The sequence below is a fragment of the Mastigocoleus sp. MO_188.B34 genome (assembly GCF_030065675.1).
Taxonomy (GTDB): domain Bacteria; phylum Cyanobacteriota; class Cyanobacteriia; order Cyanobacteriales; family Nostocaceae; genus Mastigocoleus.
In genome coordinates this window covers 1-21,602 of record NZ_JASJDK010000064.1, presented here as the reverse complement: position 1 = coordinate 21,602, position 21,602 = coordinate 1, and the positions used below count along the sequence as shown (strand labels likewise).

14 protein-coding genes are annotated in these 21,602 nt (G+C 38.0%); 5 read left to right on the top strand and 9 right to left on the bottom strand.

Translation table 11 applies throughout. The features are described 5' to 3' along the window. Positions 1–28: 28 nt before the first annotated feature. Positions 29–1,153: a DegT/DnrJ/EryC1/StrS family aminotransferase gene (locus QNJ50_RS15985; protein ID WP_300636922.1), complete on the top strand. Its 1,125-nt coding sequence runs from the start codon at positions 29–31 to the stop codon at positions 1,151–1,153. Positions 1,154–1,182: 29 nt separating this feature from the next. On the opposite strand, the gene QNJ50_RS15980 is transcribed toward QNJ50_RS15985, so the two are convergent. The 5 genes from QNJ50_RS15980 to QNJ50_RS15960 all read right to left on the bottom strand — a co-directional run bounded on the left by QNJ50_RS15980 (position 1,183) and on the right by QNJ50_RS15960 (position 8,626). After that, on the bottom strand, positions 1,183–2,739 hold the full coding sequence (locus tag QNJ50_RS15980; protein ID WP_300636920.1) for a carotenoid oxygenase family protein: 1,557 nt from the start codon (positions 2,737–2,739) through the stop codon (positions 1,183–1,185). A 286-nt stretch (positions 2,740–3,025) separates the two neighbouring features. Next, a complete protein-coding gene (locus QNJ50_RS15975) occupies positions 3,026–4,501 on the bottom strand; it encodes a folate/biopterin family MFS transporter (RefSeq protein ID WP_300636918.1) in 1,476 nt (491 codons plus the stop codon). Between the two features lie 1,100 nt (positions 4,502–5,601). Further along, on the bottom strand, positions 5,602–6,816 hold the full coding sequence (locus QNJ50_RS15970) for a beta-ketoacyl-ACP synthase (RefSeq protein WP_300636916.1): 1,215 nt from the start codon (positions 6,814–6,816) through the stop codon (positions 5,602–5,604). A 397-nt stretch (positions 6,817–7,213) separates the two neighbouring features. After that, entirely contained in the window at positions 7,214–7,987 is a 774-nt protein-coding gene (locus tag QNJ50_RS15965) for a peptidylprolyl isomerase (protein ID WP_300636914.1), read from the bottom strand. 63 nt (positions 7,988–8,050) lie between these two features. Then, positions 8,051–8,626 carry a photosystem I assembly protein Ycf4 gene (locus tag QNJ50_RS15960; RefSeq protein ID WP_027846975.1) on the bottom strand — a complete coding sequence of 192 codons (576 nt, stop codon included), beginning with the start codon at positions 8,624–8,626 and terminating at the stop codon, positions 8,051–8,053. Positions 8,627–9,047: 421 nt separating this feature from the next. Here QNJ50_RS15960 and psbD point away from each other — a divergent pair, with 421 nt between their 5' ends. From psbD to QNJ50_RS15940, 4 genes are all read left to right on the top strand, one after another. Then, positions 9,048–10,106 carry a photosystem II D2 protein (photosystem q(a) protein) gene (psbD, locus tag QNJ50_RS15955; protein WP_058184126.1) on the top strand — a complete coding sequence of 353 codons (1,059 nt, stop codon included), beginning with the start codon at positions 9,048–9,050 and terminating at the stop codon, positions 10,104–10,106. Then, complete coding sequence (gene psbC, locus QNJ50_RS15950; protein ID WP_300636909.1) at positions 10,090–11,475, top strand: photosystem II reaction center protein CP43; 1,386 nt, start codon at positions 10,090–10,092, stop codon at positions 11,473–11,475. The genes psbD and psbC overlap by 17 nt, the downstream gene beginning before the upstream one ends. 519 nt (positions 11,476–11,994) lie before the next feature. Continuing rightward, a complete protein-coding gene (locus tag QNJ50_RS15945; protein WP_300636907.1) occupies positions 11,995–12,180 on the top strand; it encodes a PCP reductase family protein in 186 nt (61 codons plus the stop codon). Between the two features lie 110 nt (positions 12,181–12,290). After that, the gene (locus tag QNJ50_RS15940) at positions 12,291–12,452 is read left to right on the top strand and encodes a hypothetical protein (RefSeq protein ID WP_300636905.1); all 162 of its coding nucleotides are present in this window, start codon (positions 12,291–12,293) and stop codon (positions 12,450–12,452) included. Here the strand turns inward: QNJ50_RS15940 and QNJ50_RS15935 are convergent. The 4 genes from QNJ50_RS15935 to QNJ50_RS15920 form a co-directional block, all read right to left on the bottom strand. Continuing rightward, positions 12,397–18,801 (bottom strand): hypothetical protein, encoded by a 6,405-nt coding sequence (locus QNJ50_RS15935; protein WP_300636903.1) that lies wholly within the window; start codon positions 18,799–18,801, stop codon positions 12,397–12,399. The two genes, QNJ50_RS15940 and QNJ50_RS15935, sit on opposite strands and share 56 nt — an antisense overlap. A 45-nt stretch (positions 18,802–18,846) precedes the next feature. Beyond that, complete coding sequence (locus QNJ50_RS15930; protein WP_300636948.1) at positions 18,847–20,277, bottom strand: P-loop NTPase fold protein; 1,431 nt, start codon at positions 20,275–20,277, stop codon at positions 18,847–18,849. Positions 20,278–20,641: 364 nt separating this feature from the next. After that, positions 20,642–20,968, bottom strand: a complete 327-nt coding sequence (locus QNJ50_RS15925) for a CU044_2847 family protein (RefSeq protein WP_027845707.1) — start codon at positions 20,966–20,968, stop codon at positions 20,642–20,644. A 55-nt stretch (positions 20,969–21,023) separates the two neighbouring features. Next, positions 21,024–21,602: SWIM zinc finger family protein (locus QNJ50_RS15920; protein WP_300636898.1), on the bottom strand; the 579-nt coding region annotated here is incomplete at its 5' end.

Sequence of the window (21,602 nt, the reverse complement as noted above, 5' to 3'; positions counted from 1 at the left end):
CTATCTTTCCAAACACGCATAAAAATTTATGATTCAAACTGTAAAACCTATCCCTGCTTTTGACATTAAGCAACAGTATGCTGCTATGGAAGCAGAAATAAGTGCAGCTGTCCTGGAAGTTTTAGCTTCTGGTCGCTATATTGGGGGTCCACTCGTTGAAGGCTTTGAGCAACAGTTTGCTGCTTATCACGGTGTTTATGAATGTGTCGCTTGTAACTCTGGTACTGATGCCCTTTATCTAGCCTTACGTGCATTCGACATTGGTGCAGGTGACGAAGTAATTACAGTTCCTTTTACCTTTATTGCTACATCTGAAACCATCAGTAGTGCTGGAGCGAAACCAGTTTTCGTTGATATAGATCCTGCTACATTTAACCTCGACCTACAGCAAGTTGAAGCTGCAATTACACCCAAAACAAAAGCTATTATCCCGGTTCATTTATTTGGACAACCGGTTGATATGACTGGATTAATGGATTTGGCGACTAAGCATAATTTAGTTGTAATTGAAGACTGCGCTCAATCCACAGGAGCAACTTGGGGTGAACAAAAGGTTGGAAGTATCGGACAAGTAGGTTGCTTTAGCTTTTATCCCACCAAAAATCTTGGTGCTTGTGGTGATGGAGGTGCAATAACTACTAGCGATCGCGAAATTGCGAAAAAGCTAAGGATACTTAAGGACCACGGTCAACAATCCAAATATCACTATGAGTATATAGGTGTTAATAGTCGCTTAGATACAATTCAAGCAGCTATTTTGCAAATTAAACTGCGTTATTTAGATATTTGGAACAAACAGAGACAAAGAATAGCATATCGTTACCATCAGCAACTTTCACAGGTCCCCGGTATCATTACTCCACAACAATTACCAGGAGGACAAGGGGTATGGAACCAATACACAATTCGAGTACTTGATAATAAACGGGACTTGGTAAGGGAAAAATTACAAGAACGAGGTGTAAATACAATGATTTATTATCCTCGTCCTTTGCATTTACAAGAAGTTTATGGCAACTTGGGTTATCAAACCTCGTCACTACCAGTTTCTGAAGAAATTTGTAATCAAGTTCTATCTTTACCTATGTTTCCAGAGCTTTCTGAAGAACAACAAGATCGAGTGATTTGCAGCTTAAAAGAAATTATGGGTTAGAAGCGATGCACCTAACGAGGTAAGTAATTTCAGATGAACACTTCGGAAGTAAAATTACCATGTAAACCATAGGGTATATGGTGCTTTAAGTGCAATTTTGCAATTGGTCCTCGCTGTAAATCTTTAGCATCTAAAATCACCACATCAGAGCGATGTTCGGCTGAATCATAAATTACACCTAACAGCCAACCATCATCTTCATCTCCTGTATCAGAACCTGGGTTACGGGGTACAAAGATGGGTTCGCTAGCAAAACCTTTGGGTGCAGCACTCCAAAATTGCTTCTCACCAGTTTCTCGATCGAGTTTGAGAAATCCCTGTAAGGGAGCATTACCAGTTACATTAGGATCTACTGTCCCCAAATACACATATCGATTATTACGTCCGACTCGATCGGGATGGATGGTGGGAAACTCGCAGCAACAGCTTTCAATTAATTCTTTTTGGCTTGTATTATCTTTGATATTGAGATGAAATCTCCACAGTTGACCGGGTTTAAGACTTTCAAAATTTGTTTCCCGGAAATCACTGTTGGGTTCTACCTCTGGAAGAGATTCATAGCAAATAGAGTCAATGATAATTTCATCCCCTTCTTCGTAAGCATTGGCGTGATGAAAAACAAAACCTGCTTCTATTTCAATCGTCTTTTGTCCCCGATAATTTCCGTTATTTTTCTTGTCTGTTTGGGGAGGATTGCGTGAAATTATGACTGCGCGTGTTGGTTTACCAGCTTGGAATTTGACACATTCCCCCGCACCACGTATCCCCAAAGTAAAGGGAAGAGGATTGAAGGTAACAGGATTTTGAAAAAATATGCAGTAATTAGGAGTTATGGCAAAATCATGAATAAACGCAAATCCAGGAACATTATGGGTATGTTGGCGGACTACTCGAGCCTTATTATCTAATTCAAAAATCGTAATCGCGGTTGATAGTCCTGGTTTAGTGGAAAAATTAACCATACAGGGTGCACCACCATCCCGAGAACTGCTCGGATCGAAGCGTGGATGAGCAGCAAAAGCTTCACCTTCTGATAAAACACCATTGAAATGTTCTTTACCCAAGGTATCTAAAGTATGGGGATCGAGTCTGTGAGGATCTGCTGCTTCCCATAATGCTAACAGCTTCCCGCCCCAGTAAATAATGTTGGTGTTAGCAATATTTTTTAGCCGGAAATCAAAAGCGTTTGCTAACCAACCTCCAGGTTTTTGGGTCCCAAAAACACCGCGATAAAGAATTTGTCCGGCTGCTTGTTCTTCCAGATATGCGCTGGTGCGGACAAAGCGATTACTAAAATGAGCTTTTCCGTTACAAAAACTGATTCTGCTAATCATTCCATCACCATCAAATGGATGCTGAAATGTTTGTCCATTTATGTCGAGTAAACCAGGTCCATTTCTAAATAATGTTCCTGTTAGTTCTAAGGGAATTTCTCCTTCAATTTCATCAATCCAATAATCGAATTCTTGTTTGAGAGACTCATATCCTCCCTTCCAATCATCACGATTGTAAGTTTTCTTTCCATTTGTGGATGTAGGTGTAGGTATGGATGTGGGTACCGTATTGGAAGTTGAAAAACTCTGCATAGATTTTGGTTAGTTTTTTCGAATCTAGATTAGAAGTGACGAATCAAAATTACGTTCTGAACAAAATAACCCAATAAATAGGGGAGGAGATTCTCCTTATAATTGGGGAAAATAAGATTTGATTTACTCGTGATTGACGTATCAGTCAGATTTATCTCTCAAACAACTGCACAGGTGTCAACATAGTGTTCGGATAGCTATATTGAGAAGATTTAATGGCTTTATCATATTTGCGTGGCTAAAAAGTCACTATGCAAAATATATTCTGCGATCGCATAGATATAACTCAATCAGGCATTAATTCTGGAACCAGCTGCGAACCATGATGCTGAGTAGCTGTAGAATCAATTCCTACTGCTGGAGAAACACTTTCCAAACCATTGCTGGGATTTTGGATTTGGGAGCTAGCAGCTGGCAACCAATTAAGAAATGGTAATGGTAATAATGTACTGAGATTAGAAATTACCACCAGCAACCATAAGTTATTAAAGTTAGTTTCGGTCACTCCCAACAAATGGGTTAGTCCTGCACCTAACTCATGGGAAACAAGTCCTGCCATATTAGATACAGACATCAGTAAAGCAAATAACGTTGCTTCAATTCCTGGAGGACATAATCTCGCAGCAAGGATTAATACTGGCATATAAGCTATTTGTCCCATGACAGTCAAAATTAAACTGTCTCCCAAACTAAACCAATGGTCATCAATACCCAAACTACGATTGGTATGGGTGACCAAAAGCAACATGGACATTCCTAAAAATGCAGAAATTACTGTACTCCAACCAAAGATAACCCGAAAGGGAACTGATTTGAGGAAACGTTGGAAAATCCAAATTCCAACCAGGGAAGCAATACTTGTTACTAAACGTACTCGTCCCAAAAATTCTGGCTCGAAGTGTAGTTCGTTGGTCGTAAAAAAGAAAAATGCCGAGTCAGAAGTTGGAGTGGCTTGCCAAATAAAGAGAAAAGCTGTTGGTAACCAAATTGCTTTTTGACTGATTGCTTGACGTAGTTGTTTTACCTGTTGTCCAACCGACAAAACATTATTGCTATTTTTGGTGCTATTATCTTGTTGATTATTATTTGCATTATTATTTTTTTTGCGGCTATCTCGGGTAATTGGTAATTCGGCAATCAACCAAGCAACCGCTGAAACGATTAGGGGAAATGCCGCTGTAATGAAAAACACCGTGCGGTTAGAAAAATGTTCTAATAGCAAACCACTTAAGTAAGCAGTTAATAAACTACCAACAGCTGAAGCTCCCCAACATAAAGACTGCAAAGAACCTGCTTTTTCTTGGGATTCGGCTCTAGCTCTTTCTACAACTAAGGAATCAACAATTACATCACTTACAGCAACGCTCAAAGAACTGCAAGCGATCGCAATTGTTGCAGTCCAACTATTATTGACAACTGTTGCTAAAGATATCCAAGAAAGGGTTCCGAGTAAACCCGATAAAATTAAATATGGACGTCGCCGATAACCAAAAATTGGTAACCCATCGGAAATAAAACCAAATACTGGCTTGATTACCCAAGGTATAGCCACAATTCCAAATAATGCTGAAACTTGAGCGGGACTCAGTCCCAATTCATCTTTGAGGAAAAAACTGACGGCTAAACGCGCCAACCCCAAAATACCTTGGACAAAATAAACAGTGAGGATAGCAATTAGCTCTGGAGTTGGTTCATTTCCAAATAAAATTGTTTTTTTTACTGAGTCTTTGACCTTGGAGAAACCAGAGGAGGATATCAGCATTGATAAATATTCTTTAAGTTTTGTCTATTTTTATTATGGTATCTAGTGACTGAAAAAGCGACTCTCCAATGAACTATTGTGGCTAAATCACTTGGTAGAAGAGAACATCGATTTTATGTTAGGGCAATTTGGCAATTCAGATAATTTTTAAGTTTGTTTGCAATTTCCTCATAAATTATAGTTTTAATTTTTTATTTGAGAAGAGTTAAGCATTGCGAGTCATTTCAAGCATAAAGGGATGATATTTTAAGCATTCATTCACTGATAACCCTGTAAATGCCTGATTTTTCTATTATTTATCCAAAAACCAAATTTTAGCTAACTTGCAAAACTAATCGAGTTTTTCTGTAGGAAGCTATCTACAAATTTTGATTTTTATTTGTCTAATTAATTATTAAATTTGTATCGTTTAGATCTGGAGTAATTTAAATTAGGTTTACTCAAATGTGTATAGAAAAAAAGATTAAATATAGTAATATCTACTAATACAAGTTTAACTAACCACCATTATTTATATTTACTTAATTACCCTAATATTAAAAATTAAGTTTTTGAAAAAAGCTTGATGTTAGATATACCAATTAAGTAAATTTAAGTAGTCTGATAAATTTCGTATCACAAGTATTATCTTTTATCTCGATCCCCAAATGTGTTGCTTTTAGAATGAAAGTTACTAAAGTGTCACTTGTACTTGTCCAAATATCTTCTGAAGTGTAGATGAATGTATCTAAGTGATGCGATAAAGTAATACCAATTCAATAAATCATTGTAATAGATTATCCTGTAGAGACGCGACATGTCGCGTCTCTACAAAAATTTATTTGTCTCATTATTTTTCCAAATTGGTATAAGTCAAAATTTATGCTTATTTTTTGATTGAGTCATTATATACTGCTTCTACTTAAATCCTATTTTCTATGTGGTAATTCGTAATTTCGTAATAGCTTAATTCTAACTTTTGAATTACCAATGACAATCATTATTTGTGTCGATTATTTTAATTTTAAATCGAAATCATAGATTTAAAGTAAATATCAAAAATGTGGATTTGAGATTTCTAAAATCAGAATATCTCATCTAAACATAAAAAATATAAATGTTTACTTCTTATGAGTTAATGTTTCATGACTTAAAGCGATCGCAGCATTTTGTCCCCCAAAGCCAAAGCTAAAACACATTACTTGTCGCACTTTATGTGTATGGGATGTATCCCTTAAAGCCTCTTCCTCTGGAACAGTCACAAAGTTAAGGTCAAATTCAGGTTCTGTTAATCCTACAGATGGTGGTAGTATTTGCTGCTGCAAAGCCATTAAGGAAAAAGCTACCCCTAAAGCCCCTGAAGCTCCGATTGTATGACCTGTTGCTCCCTTAGTAGAACTGACAGAAACTGTAGGAGGAAATATATCTTGGATAACTAAACTTTCAACGCGATCATTTAACTGAGTCCCAGTTCCGTGGGCGTGAATATAATCAATATCACTTGCTGTTAATTCAGACCTATTCAGACATTGTTTAATTGCTGATATCGCACCTTTACCCTGGGGATGTGGTTGATTCGGATGAAAAGCATCCGCTGTTAAACCAAAGCCAGTAATCCTTCCGTATATCTGGGCTTTTCTTTGTTTTGCTAACTCTATCGACTCTAAAACAAAAATTGCTCCACCTTCACCCAAAGCTAAACCTTGGCGATTAACATCAAAAGGATACAAGCCATCATTAGCTAAAGCACCCATTTGTTGAAAACCAGTAATAGTTAAAGGGGTAATGGGAGCTTCAACAGCACCTGCAATAGCTCTTTGACATTGTCCAGTTTGGATTAGTTGGGTCGCCGCACAAATCGCCCAAAGACCTGTAGCACAAGCAGCCATCGGTGCTAAAACTGTATTTTCTGCACCGATTAATCTTGCCGCTGCGATCGCATTCATATGGGGTAAATTATCTAACCAGGTATTATTTTGTGCTATTGCTGCTTGAGGGAAAAGTCCTTCTTTGGAATCGCTAGCTCGATCAAGTTCCCTCGCCATCTTTTCCCAAGATGCTTGATAAGCACGACTCGAGCCAATAACAACCCCACATTCCGGTAAAGGAGGTTTTAAAGCTGCATCTTCCAGGGCAGATTTTACAACTTGGGGTGTTAGGGTGTGTAATTCTGTCGGTTGTGTTGATATTAAACCTAAAGGTCGCGGTTTTAGTTCCAGGAAGGGTTGATGTAGGTGAATCCCCGAATTACCCTGAATTAATTGTTCCCAACTATCCTTTAAGTTTGTACCCAATGCCGAAATTAAACCGATTCCCGTGACAACAACCTCATTCAAATTTAAATCACCTACTGACTGTTAATTAACATTTACAACCAGTCACTCAAAAAACATTTACTTAGAAATTACTATGAGAATGCATAGAAAAAATTGATGCAAGATTTGAACCAAAATCAAAATTCACAACTTCAAAATTTACAACTTCAAAATTTACAACTTCAAAATTCACAAATTCAAAATTCACAATATCAAAACTCAAAATATCTTTGCTAATAAAATTCAAATTATACATTGCATGTAGAGACGCGAAGTGCTCACCTAGGTTAACACTGTGCTAACGCGTCCCTACTATCGAACGTCTTAGCAAAACGTCTGCGATCGCGATATAGGGATATTAGAAAGTTTACGAGATTAGTAGAGGTTTTTAGTTTTTTTCAATTTAAAAGCTAAAAGCTTACTTACCACCATTCTTTAAATTATCTGCACCAGCAGTGACTTTAGCTGAGTCAATGATATCGCCTTGTTGAATTTTATCAACAACTTCCATGCCGTCAGTCACTGTACCAAACACAGCATAGTTTCCATCAAGGAAAGCCAAATCAGCCAAAGTAAAGTAAAACTGAGAAGAAGCAGAATCAGGCATTTGGGAACGCGCCATCGCCACTACACCTCTCTTATGCTCGAGTACTGGAGCTTGGGTAATTGTTTTACTGTATACAGGTTGCTCGGCACCTTTTGGTTTAATTTCTAAAGGTATCCTACGTTCTGTTTTGGTTTTCTCATCAATAAAGCCGCCAGTTCCATTACCTTTGGGGTCGCCACCTTGGACTACAAAGGGCTCAGGGCTACGGACAACTCTGTGAAACACTAGCCCATCATAAACACCGCGTTGTACTAAATCGACAAAATTTCCTGCAGTAATGGGAGCATTATCACCATCTAGTTCGATGGTGATTGGCGAACCTCCAACAGTCATTACTACAGTTGCTTTGCCTTCTAATCTTGGTAAATCTTTCATTCCAGGAAAACTCTCACTAGCATTATCAGCTACAGAAACTGCTTGCGTAGAATCCGTAGTTTCTTTATCGGTAGTCTTTTGTGCTGCTTCAGTAACAGTTGGGTTAGTATCTGTCGAGCTAGAACCTTGGGTATTTCCAGCGCATCCCCCTAAAGTTAAAGCAGTGACGATCGCAAAAGCGAAGAATAAATTAGGGATTTTCAACCACATTTTTAGTTACAAACTCAACCAGAGTATCTTATCCTCTCATAAGTTGGAGTTAAGGTCTTTAAATTACAAACCTTCTAAGGAAACTCCTAAAAATTTCGCTAATTCTGCTCCCTGAATTTCTAATTCTTTTAAGGATAAAGGTTGCCCCACCCGCGTTAAGGGAATATCGCGGCGTCCTTTTACCCTCAAGTAAAGTGCGCGACGGGGGTTAAGACCCTCTTTAATCTCAACTATTACAGATTGGGCATCTTCGATCGGCGACTCTATTTCAATCCGACGATTTTTACCCGGAAAGCCCCAACGGAAAATCTTAATCTTATTTTTAGATTTGTCAAATTCGTTGTAACCCCCACCCAAATCCCATAGAATTGCCAGCCATAAATATAGCGACAGTAGCAACCCAGCAGTGCCATATAATCCCATTACCAGACCCTGAGGGACAAAAATGAGTTGAGTTGGATCGGATATGAGCAATAAATTCACTTGAAGATAACTGGAAATTCCGGCTAGTAAAAAGCCTGTAGCTCCTACAGTTACGATTGTTGCCCACAAATAGTTACTAAAGCGTCGGGAACCCAAGACCGTTTGCTTGAGGACCTTTTCGTTTTCTCCTCGATTGATGGTTGTTGATGCCGTCATATATCAATTTATCGTGCACCGCGCACAAGATATTCCCTACAAAGTCTGCCCCATCAACAACATAAATATCAACCTCCGTTGAACTTAATTCGAACTTGAATTTTAAGTTTTCTGAGAAAATCTATGTCAGATTGTAAAATTTCTGATATTGATATTAATAAATAGACTTTTCCATTGATACCCAAATTACGGATGTCAATTGGGCACAAAGTAGAACAAAATGTGATAAGTTAAGAATCATTAAGTAACATTGAGTTGAGAAATTAGCTACATGTTACTTGTTTGGCGAAATTCTGAGAAAGCTTACCGCAAATAGCAAGTCTTCTCATAATTTCAGTATAATTTTGACATACTGAGAACGCCAAAATGACGTTATTTATCCAAAAACGTTGCAATTTTAGTAAAAGAGGATTTTAATCCTATGACCATCGCAGTTGGACGTGCCCCCGCGCAAAGAGGGTGGTTTGACGTTGTAGACGACTGGTTAAAACGAGACAGATTCGTCTTCGTTGGTTGGTCGGGATTACTACTATTCCCTTGCGCTTATCTAGCGTTAGGTGGATGGTTAACCGGAACAACCTTTGTTACATCTTGGTATACCCACGGTTTGGCATCATCTTACCTGGAAGGATGTAACTTTTTGACCGTAGCAGTGTCTACTCCCGCAGACAGCATGGGACATTCCCTGTTGTTGTTGTGGGGACCAGAAGCTCAAGGAGATTTCACTCGTTGGTGTCAATTGGGCGGTTTATGGAGTTTCGTTGCTCTACACGGAGCTTTCGGTTTGATTGGCTTCATGTTGAGACAATTTGAAATTGCTCGCCTAGTAGGGATTCGTCCTTACAATGCCATTGCATTTTCAGCACCAATTGCTGTATTTGTCAGCGTCTTCTTGATGTACCCCTTGGGTCAGTCTTCCTGGTTCTTTGCCCCAAGCTTCGGCGTAGCAGCAATCTTCCGTTTCTTACTATTCTTACAAGGTTTCCACAACTGGACACTTAACCCCTTCCACATGATGGGAGTAGCAGGTGTACTAGGTGGAGCGTTACTCTGTGCAATTCACGGTGCAACAGTAGAAAATACCTTGTTTGAAGACGGTGAAGGATCTAACACTTTCCGTGCTTTTGAACCAACACAAGCAGAAGAAACCTACTCAATGGTAACTGCAAACCGTTTCTGGTCTCAGATTTTCGGTATTGCTTTCTCCAACAAACGTTGGTTGCACTTCTTCATGTTGTTTGTTCCAGTAACAGGTTTGTGGATGAGTGCGGTAGGAATTGTAGGCTTAGCCTTGAACCTACGGGCATACGACTTCGTATCCCAGGAACTTCGAGCAGCAGAAGATCCAGAATTTGAAACTTTTTATACCAAAAACATTTTGCTGAACGAGGGTATCCGTGCTTGGATGGCACCTCAAGATCAGCCCCACCAACAATTTATATTTCCTGAGGAGGTTCTACCTCGTGGTAACGCTCTCTAATACTGGCGTAATGGGTGTTGGACGCGACCAAGAGTCGTCCGGCTTCGCCTGGTGGTCAGGTAATGCCCGCTTAATCAATCTATCAGGTAAACTTCTTGGCGCACACGTTGCCCATGCTGGCTTAATTGTCTTCTGGGCTGGAGCAATGACCTTATTTGAAGTTGCTCACTTTGTACCTGAGAAGCCTTTATTTGAACAAGGTTTAATTCTTATCCCTCACTTGGCTACTCTCGGATGGGGAGTTGGTGCTGGCGGTCAAGTAATTGATACCTTCCCTTACTTTGTAGTTGGTGTACTTCACCTAATTTCTTCAGCCGTACTTGGTTTTGGTGGAATCTACCACGCCATTCGCGGTCCAGAAACCTTAGAAGAATACTCTTCTTTCTTCGGTTATGACTGGAAAGATAAGAACAAGATGACCAACATTATTGGTTTCCACCTAATCATCCTTGGATGTGGAGCCTTCTTGTTGGTACTCAAAGCTATGTTCTTTGGCGGTGTTTACGACACTTGGGCTCCTGGTGGTGGTGATGTTCGTATCATCAGCAACCCCACCTTGAATCCAGCTGTTATCTTTGGCTACCTGTTTACTTCACCTTTTGGTGGAGAAGGCTGGTTAGTTGGCGTAAACAACATGGAAGATGTGATCGGCGGTCACATCTGGGTTGGTCTGATTTGTATCTCTGGTGGTATTTGGCATATCCTAACCAAGCCATTTGGTTGGGCGCGCCGTGCTTTCATCTGGTCTGGTGAAGCTTATCTTTCCTACAGCTTAGGCGCTTTATCCTTAATGGGCTTTATCGCTGCCTGCTTTGTATGGTTTAATAACACAGCATACCCCAGTGAATTCTTCGGCCCAACAAACGCTGAAGCATCCCAAGCACAATCTTTCGTATTCTTGGTTCGCGACCAAAAGTTGGGTGCTAACGTTGCATCTGCTCAAGGTCCTACAGGCTTAGGTAAATACTTGATGCGTGCTCCTAGTGGTGAAATCATCTTCGGTGGTGAAACCATGCGCTTCTGGGATTTCCGTGGACCTTGGTTAGAGCCACTACGTGGTCCTAACGGTTTGGACATCGACAAAATTAAGAACGACGTTCAGCCTTGGCAAATTCGTCGTGCTTCTGAGTACATGACCCATGCTCCTAATGGATCCATCAACTCAGTTGGCGGTGTAATTACCGAACCTAACTCATTTAACTTTGTTAACCTCCGTCAATGGTTAGCTGGTTCTCACTTTATCTTGGCGTTCTTCTTCCTCGTTGGTCACCTATGGCATGCTGGTCGTGCAAGAGCAGCTGCTGGTGGTTTCGAGAAAGGAATTGACCGGGAAACCGAACCAGTTTTATTCATGAACGACATTGACTAGATCGTTAATTTAAAGTTTAGTTTTCTCACTGAGAATCATATCAGTCCCTGTCCCTTGACAGGGGCTTTTTTTATTTTGGGGATTGGGGGTTGGGGATTGGCGATAGCACTGCGTGCCGCCGCAAGCGGCATATGGCGACTGGGGATTGGAGATTAGGTAGTAGAAAAATATAAGTATAAAATTTGCAACTATTCCAATACGGTTTAGATAAGCCTAAATTTCTTGGTAGAGACGCGACATGTCGCGTCTCTACAGTGGTATTTGTTTAAAAATAAAGTCTTAACTGAACTGTATTGGCAACTATTCTTTTTGTTGTTAACTTATGATTCCTGAATCTTGAATATAACTTAACTCCTAAGTTACTGAGATTAATTTTTTATGAGTAAATATGCCAGTTATTCTAATTCCAGTTATCATAATTTTTGTATAAAAGACTTAAAAATTTTCGATCCTCTCAAACTTTCCAGAAAAAGGAGAGCTTGCATAAGTTGTATGCTATTTAAATTGGGAGTAAGTTTTATGAGCAGCATTAATTTTCCCGGCACTTTTCAATGGTCAAAGGAAGCAAAGGCTAAACTCAAAAATATTCCTTTTTTCGTTCGTTCTCAGGCAAGAGCAAAAATAGAAGAATTCGCACGTAAAGTAGAACAGGAAACTATTACACCAGAATTCATGGAGCAAGCAAGACTAAAGTTTGGTCAGTAAAATATTTTTTGTAGTTTTGCTGTTGCTAGAAACTGGTAATCAAATACATAAAATTGATTAGATGGACAAACCTGTAGAGACGCGTTAGCAAAGCGTTCCCGCAGGGAAACATGTCGCGTCTTTATGTCGTATCTATTGCGGTTTGCAACGGATGGGAGGTTGCAACGGATCGGGTGAGCAACGGATTTGGGGAAAAATGGATGGGGAATGTTGTTGTTATTTTTGATTCACAACGTCGTCGCAAAGATTGCGATCGCTCTCCTCAACATTAGGGTTATTCTTCAGATAATAATACGCCCAGTTGCAACCGCGTTTGAGGAGTGTATCGAGGTCGAAATCCCAAACAGAAACTCCTGAATCGCTAGCAGCAGCTATACTTTTACCATCGGGGCTAAAGCTGACATCTGTACTCCCAAAATGTTCCAAGTTTGCCAAGCGAGTACCATTAATATTCCATAAAGTATCTGCACTACTACTAGATACAGCAATTAGTTGACTATCAGAACTAAAACTAAGACCGTACACTGAATCGCCAGAATTTAAGGGTTTTAAACTTTTGCACTTTTCGCCCTCAATACTCCAAAGTCTTACGGTGTTGTCTTTGCCTATAGAAGCAATAATTTGACCGTTGGGACTAAAACTCACACTAGTAACACCTTTACTATGTCCCTTACAGTTTTTTACCCCATCGTCATCGGGTTGCCAGACTTTAACAGTTTTGTCATCACTAGCTGAGGCTATTACCTTACCATCTGGGCTAAAACTAACGCTGTTGACTTTGTCAGTGTGTTTTTTGAAAGTATATAACGGTAATTTGTTACCACGCTGCCAGAATTTAACAGTTTTGTCATGACTAGCTGAAGCAACTCGTTGACCATCGGGACTAATACTTACACCTGTCACTTGATTCTTATGACCTGAAAAAGTTTGCAACAATTTTGGTCCCTTATTTGCTTCATCCGCCAGTTTCCACAATTTTGCAGTATGAAGACCAGTAGTAATAGCTAGTGTGTTGTTGTCAGCAAGAAAATTCAAATTCAGAACAGCATCTTCTATTTCAATATTTTTGACCAATGATGCTTTGTTATCTAGCTTCCAAATTTGAACAGAATTATTATCTGTGTGGATTGCTAAAGTTTGACCATCTGAACTAAAATCTAAAATCATGTTTTCGTCCGAAAACAAAGAGTCACGATAATCTAAACTTTCATCTTCTTTATCTGTATCTTTATCTCTATTGACCGGAATATGTCCTAGAAAACTTCCATCTATTTTCCGTAGTTCAATAGTATCCCTATTTGCTTGAATAGCTAATATTTGACCATTAGAGCTAAATGTTACTGCTTTATTATTAGATTGATTAACATTTAATCGATAATTATCAGTGTCACTTTTTGTCTTGAGTTGAATAGTTTTAATTAATTTACCATCACGTTGCCAAAGCTTCACCTGATTATTGTATCCAAAAGTGACTATAGTTGGATTTTTTAGTATTTCTGAACTATATACTTGCTTTTTAAAAGTTGAAAGAAGAGTACCATCACTCTTCCAAAATTTCACACCAGAATCATCATAAGTGACTATAGCTTCATCATCTGAAGTAAATTCAACAGAAATTTGACGATCGAGCCAAGAAGGATAAAAAGGTCCTGGAAGCTTTTTCACTAAGCGACCATCTATATGCCGTAGTTGTACTTCACTTATGCCAATATCATTTGATTTAGTGATAGCAAATATATCAAGTTCGGAACTGAAGCTAACTGACATCTGTCTTCTCGATTTAAGAGTTAGAACTTCTTTACCATCACTTGTTATAAATTTTACTGTATTGTCGTTGCCCCAAATAGCTATATTTTTGCTATTTTTACTAAATCTAATATTGTTTTCTATACTGGCAATTTTATTTTTCAAACTATGTTTAACATTGTTAATTACTTTAATTAAACTTCCATCTTTTCGCCATATTTTGATAGTATTTTTATTGTCTTTTGTGATATAAAACTTTTTGTTTGGACTGATTATTATTGCCTTTATATTATCATTTTCAACTTTAATAGTAGAAATTAATTTACCATTATCATTCCAAATTATTATAGTTTTATCTTTGCTTGCTGTTACAATCAAATTTCCATCTTTGCTGTAAAAGATTTGATAAATTTTATCTTTATGACCTTTAAGACTTGCTATCTTTTTACCATCTAATCCTAATAATTCCACTGTATTGTTGCTTTGAACTAAAGCAATCATTTTTTTGTCAGGACTTATACTTCCATGTACTTGTTTACCTTCAAGAGTTTTGATTGTATTATTATCACTTCGTTGTAGCTGTATTTTCCTATCTTGACTTGCAGAAACTAAAATTTGACTATCATCCTTACTAAAATTGAAATTAGAATTCAATCCTGGTAAAGTATTTCTTAAACGACCATCTATCCGCCAAATCTTTAAGTTACCATCAACTATATCATCAATGTTAGTTGTGGTTATTCTACCGTCTCTAACATTCTTTTTAACCGTATATTTTTTACCATTTGTAGAATATTCACCACTGATGGCAGCAATCAGTTTACTATTTGGGCTAAAACTTAGTTTATTGACTACATCTATGGGATTTTTTAAATCTTTCCTACTTTTTATGTCCCAAAGTTTTATAGTTTTATCCTTGCTTACAGAGGCTAATGTCTGAAGATTAGGACTAAAGCTTATGTCCATAACTCTATTTATATGTTTATCAAGAGTAAAATTATCAGAATTACCTGTATTAATATGAATTTTTTTTACATAAATACTATCTTGTAATTTATTATTCATAAATCTCTCGCCAGCTAAAGCAATTGTTTTACCATCATGACTAAATTTTATATTTTGAATTGGGTTATTAGATTGAATAGTTTTTATCAAATAACCATCACGTCGCCATAATTTTGTAAAACTTCTTACTTCCTCTATCCATGGATCATATATTTGGTATGTGGAAGCAATTTTTTGACCATTGGGACTAAAAGTAATACTATTAACTGTACTGAAATGACCGAAAGTTTTAAGTATTTTACCCTCTAAATTCCAAAGTTTTAAGGTTGTATCCTTACTACCAGAAGCAATTAATTTACCATCAGGACTAAAAATAACACAGGTAATACTTCCCTCATGTTTATCAAAGGTTTTAATTATTTTGCCTTGTAAATCCCAGATTTTAACAGTTTTGTCTTTACTTCCAGAAACTATTTTTTTACCATCAGGGCTAAAGCCGACACTGGTTATACTGTCTTTATGACCTTTGAAAACCTTAATTAACTGTTCATCTTCAATATTCCAGAGTTTTGGAGTTTTATCTTGACTTCCAGTAATCAATTTATGACCATCAGGACTAAAGCTAATACTGGTAATTTTCTCCTCATGCGCTTTAAATGTTTTTAATTCTTTACCATCCTTACTCCAAATTTTCACTTCACCATCAGCACCACCAGAAGCGATTATATTTCCATCTGGGCTAAAACTTATTTTACTGACAGCATCCTTATGTCCTTCTAAACTATTGCGTTCTCTAATGGTATGAACTACATCTTGCAATGTTGTCATTACCTGCATCTTAGTTTCAGGTGTTACTCCAATTGATGACCAAGATTGTAGTTGTTTAGCTGCTGTAAGACTTTTGATTAATGCATATAAATTTTCACTTCTATTTAAAGATGATTTTGAATTAGAACTGAGTTTTTGAAGCCGGGAATTTGTTTCGGCTATTCTCGTTAATAGCCCAAAGGTACCAGCTAAAATTGCTAGTCCTGTAACAACTCCACCTGCAATGTAAGCTTGTCTTAGCTGTTTTTGTGTTGCTTTGAGTAACCTCGCTTCTGTCAGTTTGCGTTGTTCTCTCTCCTTCTCCAACTCCGCAATTAACCGCGCTGACTGCTGTTGACGTACAAAGGGAACTAGATAATCATGTACCAGTTGATAGCGGTCATCAGGAACAGAAGGAATTTTAAAGACTAATCCCGATTTAACTAAAATCAATAAAACTAAATCTAATTTTTCCGATGTGACCTCTAACTCTAGTTCCAAATCGGCGCGAGTTTTTAAGGGACGGGTATTATTTTCATCGGTGAGCAGATAAAGAATCAATTTAGTAATCTGCTGATTTTCCTCACCGCAATCTTTGACTACTTCTTCTAAAAATCGTCCTACTAATTTTTCCTTTGGACCGCGATTACGATATTTTTCTAGGGTTTTAATTTCTTCACTTTGCAGTTGGGTTCCTACTACCTGCAATTCAATGGGACGGACTTCCCCTAATTCTCCGGCTAAGTCTGCTACTAGTGCATCAATTAGGGCTGGTTCTAAAATTAATTGAGTTGTTTTAGTTAAGTTATTAATTAATAATTTGGTATCTGCAGGTGAAAAGTTACCTAAATAATACAGAACATCTTTATCCAGAATATTGTTATTAATGACTTCAAAATTTATCAGGCGATCGTTACATTCGAGCAAATAATATAAATAATCTTCCCGCAATGAAAGAATAACTCTGACATGGGGAACGTCTAAGCATTGTCGCAGAAAGTTATAAAAAGCTAACCTTTGTTGTGGATCTTTGTAAACGAAGAAAAATTCTTCAAATTGATCGAATATTAAAACTGTGAGGAGTTGATTCTCTGAATTTTTCTGTAATTGTTTGAGGATACGATTGACTCTATTGTCATTTTTTTGGTACCCAAATTCATCGAGCACCTCAGCCAAATGATTTTCCAGTTCCCTCACCCAATCAGTGTAAACTTGTTGCAAGATTGGTAAAACGTCGCGAGCACCAATAAATTTATCTTGTAAAACTGGTATTAACCCTGCTTGCAAAATCGAACTTTTACCAACACCGGATTGTCCGTGAATTAAGGTTAATTTATGGTCGGGTCGTCCGATGCGTTCAACCAAACGTTTAATATCTTGCTGTCTCCCGGAAGCTGCAATTTCTTGAGCGACTGTTGTTTGTTGTTCAACTATTGCTAAACCGGGGTTGTTAACTTGTTTTTTTGGTTGTAAACGTCCCGCACCAACGAATGCTCGAAAACCGTATTGCTGCTCTAGCGATCGCTGTTGTTGCTTAATTTGAAATGCTGTGAGATATTCACTTTGGTGAAAGTAACAATTACGTAATTCTGCCAAAATCCAAATATAGAGTTCTGGATCATATTGATGTTTAGTTTGTTTTTTGGCTGCTTCTAAGGTTTCAATTGCTGTTTGTACTTCATCAAGTCCTAGCTGCGCTTTAGCTAAGGAAAATAAGTACCAACCCCGATGATAAGAGCGCTCCCATTCTAAATCGGCAATAATATTTAACGAGTCAGACTTTGATGAGCTAGAATTTTCTGCGGTAGAAATTGTACTATCTAAAATTGAGAGTGCTTGTTGTGCTTTGTCTTTGGCTTCTGTAGTATTAGATTGACTTAGGGCGACTTCTGCAAGAAAACCATAAACCCGCGCTAGTCTAAATTGATGAGGATAGGTTTGATGTAAGTTTAAGGCTTTATTCGCAACTTTTTCTAATTCGTCCCAATGTTTTTGACGTTGTAGTACTTCTCCCCAAGCATTGATAAAATTAGCTGCTAAATCTGAGCGGTTGGCTTGCTCAAATACCGTTATACATTGCTGAAAATAATCTTCTGCTTGTTTGGAAGCTTCTTTTTGTTCCTTGCGATGTATTACTGCGTAAGTACGCCACCACAAACCCATACAATAGAGTAAACAAGCACGTTTCTCCAATAAATAGAGAACTTGTAGAGACGCGCCATGGCGCGTCTCTGCATGGCGCGTCTCTGCATGGCGCGTCTCTATACCCTTGGAATTTTCATCAACATTCCCTAAATTAAAATTATCGGGTTTCGTTTGTTCTTCTTGCGTTATTTCCTTTAAAAGTAATAAGCTACGTTCATAATGTTGACGACAAGTTTCTAAGGTATTACCACCAACATCTCGACCTAAAACAAATTCTAAACCTGCTTCTAATTCTGGCTGTAATGTTACCCCACGATTTTGCAGTTCTGTTCGTGCAAGTTCTAATTCTATTCGTCGCGGAGAACCCATTCCTAAATTTAAAGCAGTGTTATCAAGAAATCTTCCTGCACCTGCTGCTAAGACCTTGCTAAAAACCTCATCGGCGGTTTCCTGGATAATTTGAGTTAAATCTTCTGTAGCGATCGCAAATTTAACCGTTGTCGTCCAGCTTTGTAAATCATGAGCTAAGCGAATTAGTTTTTGCAGTACTTCATCAGTGACCCACAAAACTATAGGGAAAGGAAAATTCTTTCTGAATTCTTCTCGTATTTGATTCGCGCTTACGAGCAAACTATCTAGTGTTTGAACTGACTCCAAGCCAAAAACGATCAAAGCTTGAGAATGACGACTATCTAATTGTCCTTGAATAGTCTGATAAAGACTTTTGGTAGATTTATCTAAAACAATTTCCTGAATTTCTACCTCACAAGACCCTTGCAATTTTTGGGTCAAGCGTCGCTGTAAATTAGCAGAATTACAATGGGCTAAAATCAGTGAAAATTCCCCCGATGAATTTGCGATCGCCCAACATAACTCTTCCCAAGAATTTTCGTTGTAAGCTTGAATGTGATTATTCACTTATTACTCCTTACTTATTACTTGTTACTTATTACTCCTTACTCATTACCCATTACTCCTAAACTCAGGTGCTTCTGTTAAAAGTGGGTTGATGTCAAACCAAAATCCTTCATTGTCGCAATATTCATATACAAAGCGACTATGAACTAAACTTCGATAACCGTTGTCTCCCCGCACTTGTTTATTTTTTGCGACTTGACGCAGCAATTCCCATTCATCATCTGTAATAGCTAAACTCATTTGGTTGTAACGGGATTTAATTACTTGCTCTAAAACATCCCTTGTCAGTGGTAATTGACGCTGTTTTTTTATCCAATCGTAGAGCAACATTAGTAACTCACGAACGTGACCACCACTGACCCTGCATAATCTTTCTACTGTTTCGTGAGTATCGAATACTTCTGTAACGGCATCTAAACGCTGTTCTGGCGTCAAAAATGGGAAAGCTCTGACCATTACCATCTGTTTTAGTAGATACATTCCTTCCTCGCAGATACTACCTTTCCGCTGCATGACGGGTACCATTGGTAACACCTTAGGATTAACCGCAAATCGTTGAGTTAGCCTCGTAACATCGTTAGAAAACCTTAATGCGAGGGGCATTGTGTAAACTACATGACACTTGAGTTGACGTAATTGTTCGCCCCGATCTACAAACAGATATTCTGCTTGGAGACGTCCCCAAGCTTTCTGGACGCTTTCTACACGGTCAAGATTGTCAATAATTACTACTAATCCTTTTTTACCCCGTTGTTTAAGTTTCTCGATCGCGGGTTCGATTAATTCTTCGTTAATTGCATCTAAAATACTTTTGGTTCGTGGAGCTAAATATTCCCTTAGCCTGCTTCGCAGTTCGGGGCTATTTTTTGCTTTGGCTGTAATTTTACCTATACCCAATGCAATTAGAGAAACCCCCTCTTTCCGATCAGCTTTAATTTCCCCGATTCCTGGGATACTAGCTTCAGCGGAGAATTGACCATTAGGACCAGTACTAACTTTAGCAATACCTGGAATTGAAGCTTCCGCTGACACCTCTACTTCCTTTGGTAAAATTTGTGCGATACCTTGAAGTAGACTTTTAAAACCCTTAGGTTCAGAAAGTTCTATTTTTTCCAATTCGCTGAGGCTTTCACTGACGCGACGAGCAATTGCTAACATGACATCAGCAATATCAATATCTCCCATTTCTAAGTCTTGACTGGACTCAAAGTAAACCACATGAAAGCCTGCATCTTCTAATTCAGCTTTCAATCGTAAGAGTTCCGTAGACTTACCACACCCAATGTGTCCTGTAAATAAATCGCAGGTCGGTTCATCTGGTGAAAAAAATGTAATATTTTGTTTTAGTTCTTCAATAATCTTGCCACCACGTACCGAAGCAAAATCAATATAGTATTGCCTATCGGCAGGATTACTGACTACCAGTGTCTTGCTGGGGTTACAAGCTTGGTAGAACTTTTGTAAATTCAGTACCAGCGTCATAAATATATATAGTTTCTAAATGTATATTTGATGTACACAGCTATTTTTGCGTAAATCACGAAACTATTGTTAGTTATTTTGATACTTTTTTGTTATTTGTTTTTAAAGTAAAAATAAATACTTTAAACCACGCGAGCAACCTCATTGCTAGGGTCTAACTAGCAATGCAAGAATCGAAGCTCTGTCTCGAATATAATAAGAAGCGAAAAACAGTACTTATGTCCTACGGACACGCTATGCTAATGACTTTTGCTATGCTTACACACCCCACTTACGTTAACGCTGAAAGCGCGGTCTGTTATGTCTTGTGGACACACTATGGTAATGACTTTTAAATTTTGGCTTCCACAAAGCGGTACTACTGATTCCACTCCAAAGTTATTTCTAAATTCGCATTCTGAGTCCCTTTAGCCAAAACAGCAGTTAACTTACCAGACTCAACCCCAATTTCCACCCCAAATTTGACACTGGCTTTATCTGGTTTTAATTTCTGTAATGTTTCAGCAATATCTTTACTCAAAGACTCAATTCCAGCTGTCGCTTCGTTAAAAGGTAAGGTTTGAGAAGTAATTTTGCGATACGCTGAAGGCATAACATTCTGCGCATCGCCAATTAAAGTCGCTTCTACCTTGACATTCGTACCATCACTGAGTTTTACAGAAATAACTTTGCTTGGAGATTCCATTACGATTTAAGTCAATCATTCTGCATTTATAACATCGATGCAAAGTTAAAATCATTTAATCAGTCGATAAGTTCATAGCAGCCACAACAGCTTTTTGACTAACGTTTTTATAAACAGAATCTAAATATCTCATAACTAGATCTGCTGAAGTCAAATTAGCAATTTTTTCTTCATCTTTAGCTAGTGGAATCGAACCGAGAGTTTCCAAAACTGTTTCATTTACTGAAGGTGCTATCACTACCAAAGAAGACTCTAACGGTTGATTGTATTCCCAAAAAATATCCATCTGTAAAGGTATGTAAGAAGAATCTGCTATTGAATTTTGAACAGGGGAATTTTCCGGAGTTTTAACATTAGCAGTAGTTTCGATATCTGTTGTTTCAATATTGGTTATTTCAAGATCTGTTTTTTCAAGGCTAGCACCACGCAAGTGGCGCAAACTACTAATTATTTCTTCTCTATTACGTCCCCGTAACTGAAAAAGAACAAATGGGTCTTCACTGAAACGATCGCCTAATTGATAATAAATAGCAGCAATATGTTTGCAAGGATTAGCTTTATCAGGACAAGTACATTTACTATGAACGTCAGAAAGAGTAAAGGGAAATAAAGATAAACCGTTAGCAGTAAATAC

Bases quoted from the DNA above. Each gene is read 5' to 3' on its own strand.
- QNJ50_RS15960 (WP_027846975.1), bottom strand. From the start codon at position 8,626: ATGACGGCATCAACAACCATCAATCGAGGAGAAAACGAAAAGGTCCTC.
- QNJ50_RS15940 (WP_300636905.1), top strand. From the start codon at position 12,291: ATGTCGCGTCTTTATGTCGTATCTATTGCGGTTTGCAACGGATGGGAG.
- psbD (WP_058184126.1), top strand. From the start codon at position 9,048: ATGACCATCGCAGTTGGACGTGCCCCCGCGCAAAGAGGGTGGTTTGAC.
- QNJ50_RS15980 (WP_300636920.1), bottom strand. From the start codon at position 2,739: ATGCAGAGTTTTTCAACTTCCAATACGGTACCCACATCCATACCTACA.
- QNJ50_RS15975 (WP_300636918.1), bottom strand. From the start codon at position 4,501: ATGCTGATATCCTCCTCTGGTTTCTCCAAGGTCAAAGACTCAGTAAAA.
- QNJ50_RS15945 (WP_300636907.1), top strand. From the start codon at position 11,995: ATGAGCAGCATTAATTTTCCCGGCACTTTTCAATGGTCAAAGGAAGCA.
- QNJ50_RS15925 (WP_027845707.1), bottom strand. From the start codon at position 20,968: ATGGAATCTCCAAGCAAAGTTATTTCTGTAAAACTCAGTGATGGTACG.
- QNJ50_RS15985 (WP_300636922.1), top strand. From the start codon at position 29: ATGATTCAAACTGTAAAACCTATCCCTGCTTTTGACATTAAGCAACAG.
- QNJ50_RS15965 (WP_300636914.1), bottom strand. From the start codon at position 7,987: ATGTGGTTGAAAATCCCTAATTTATTCTTCGCTTTTGCGATCGTCACT.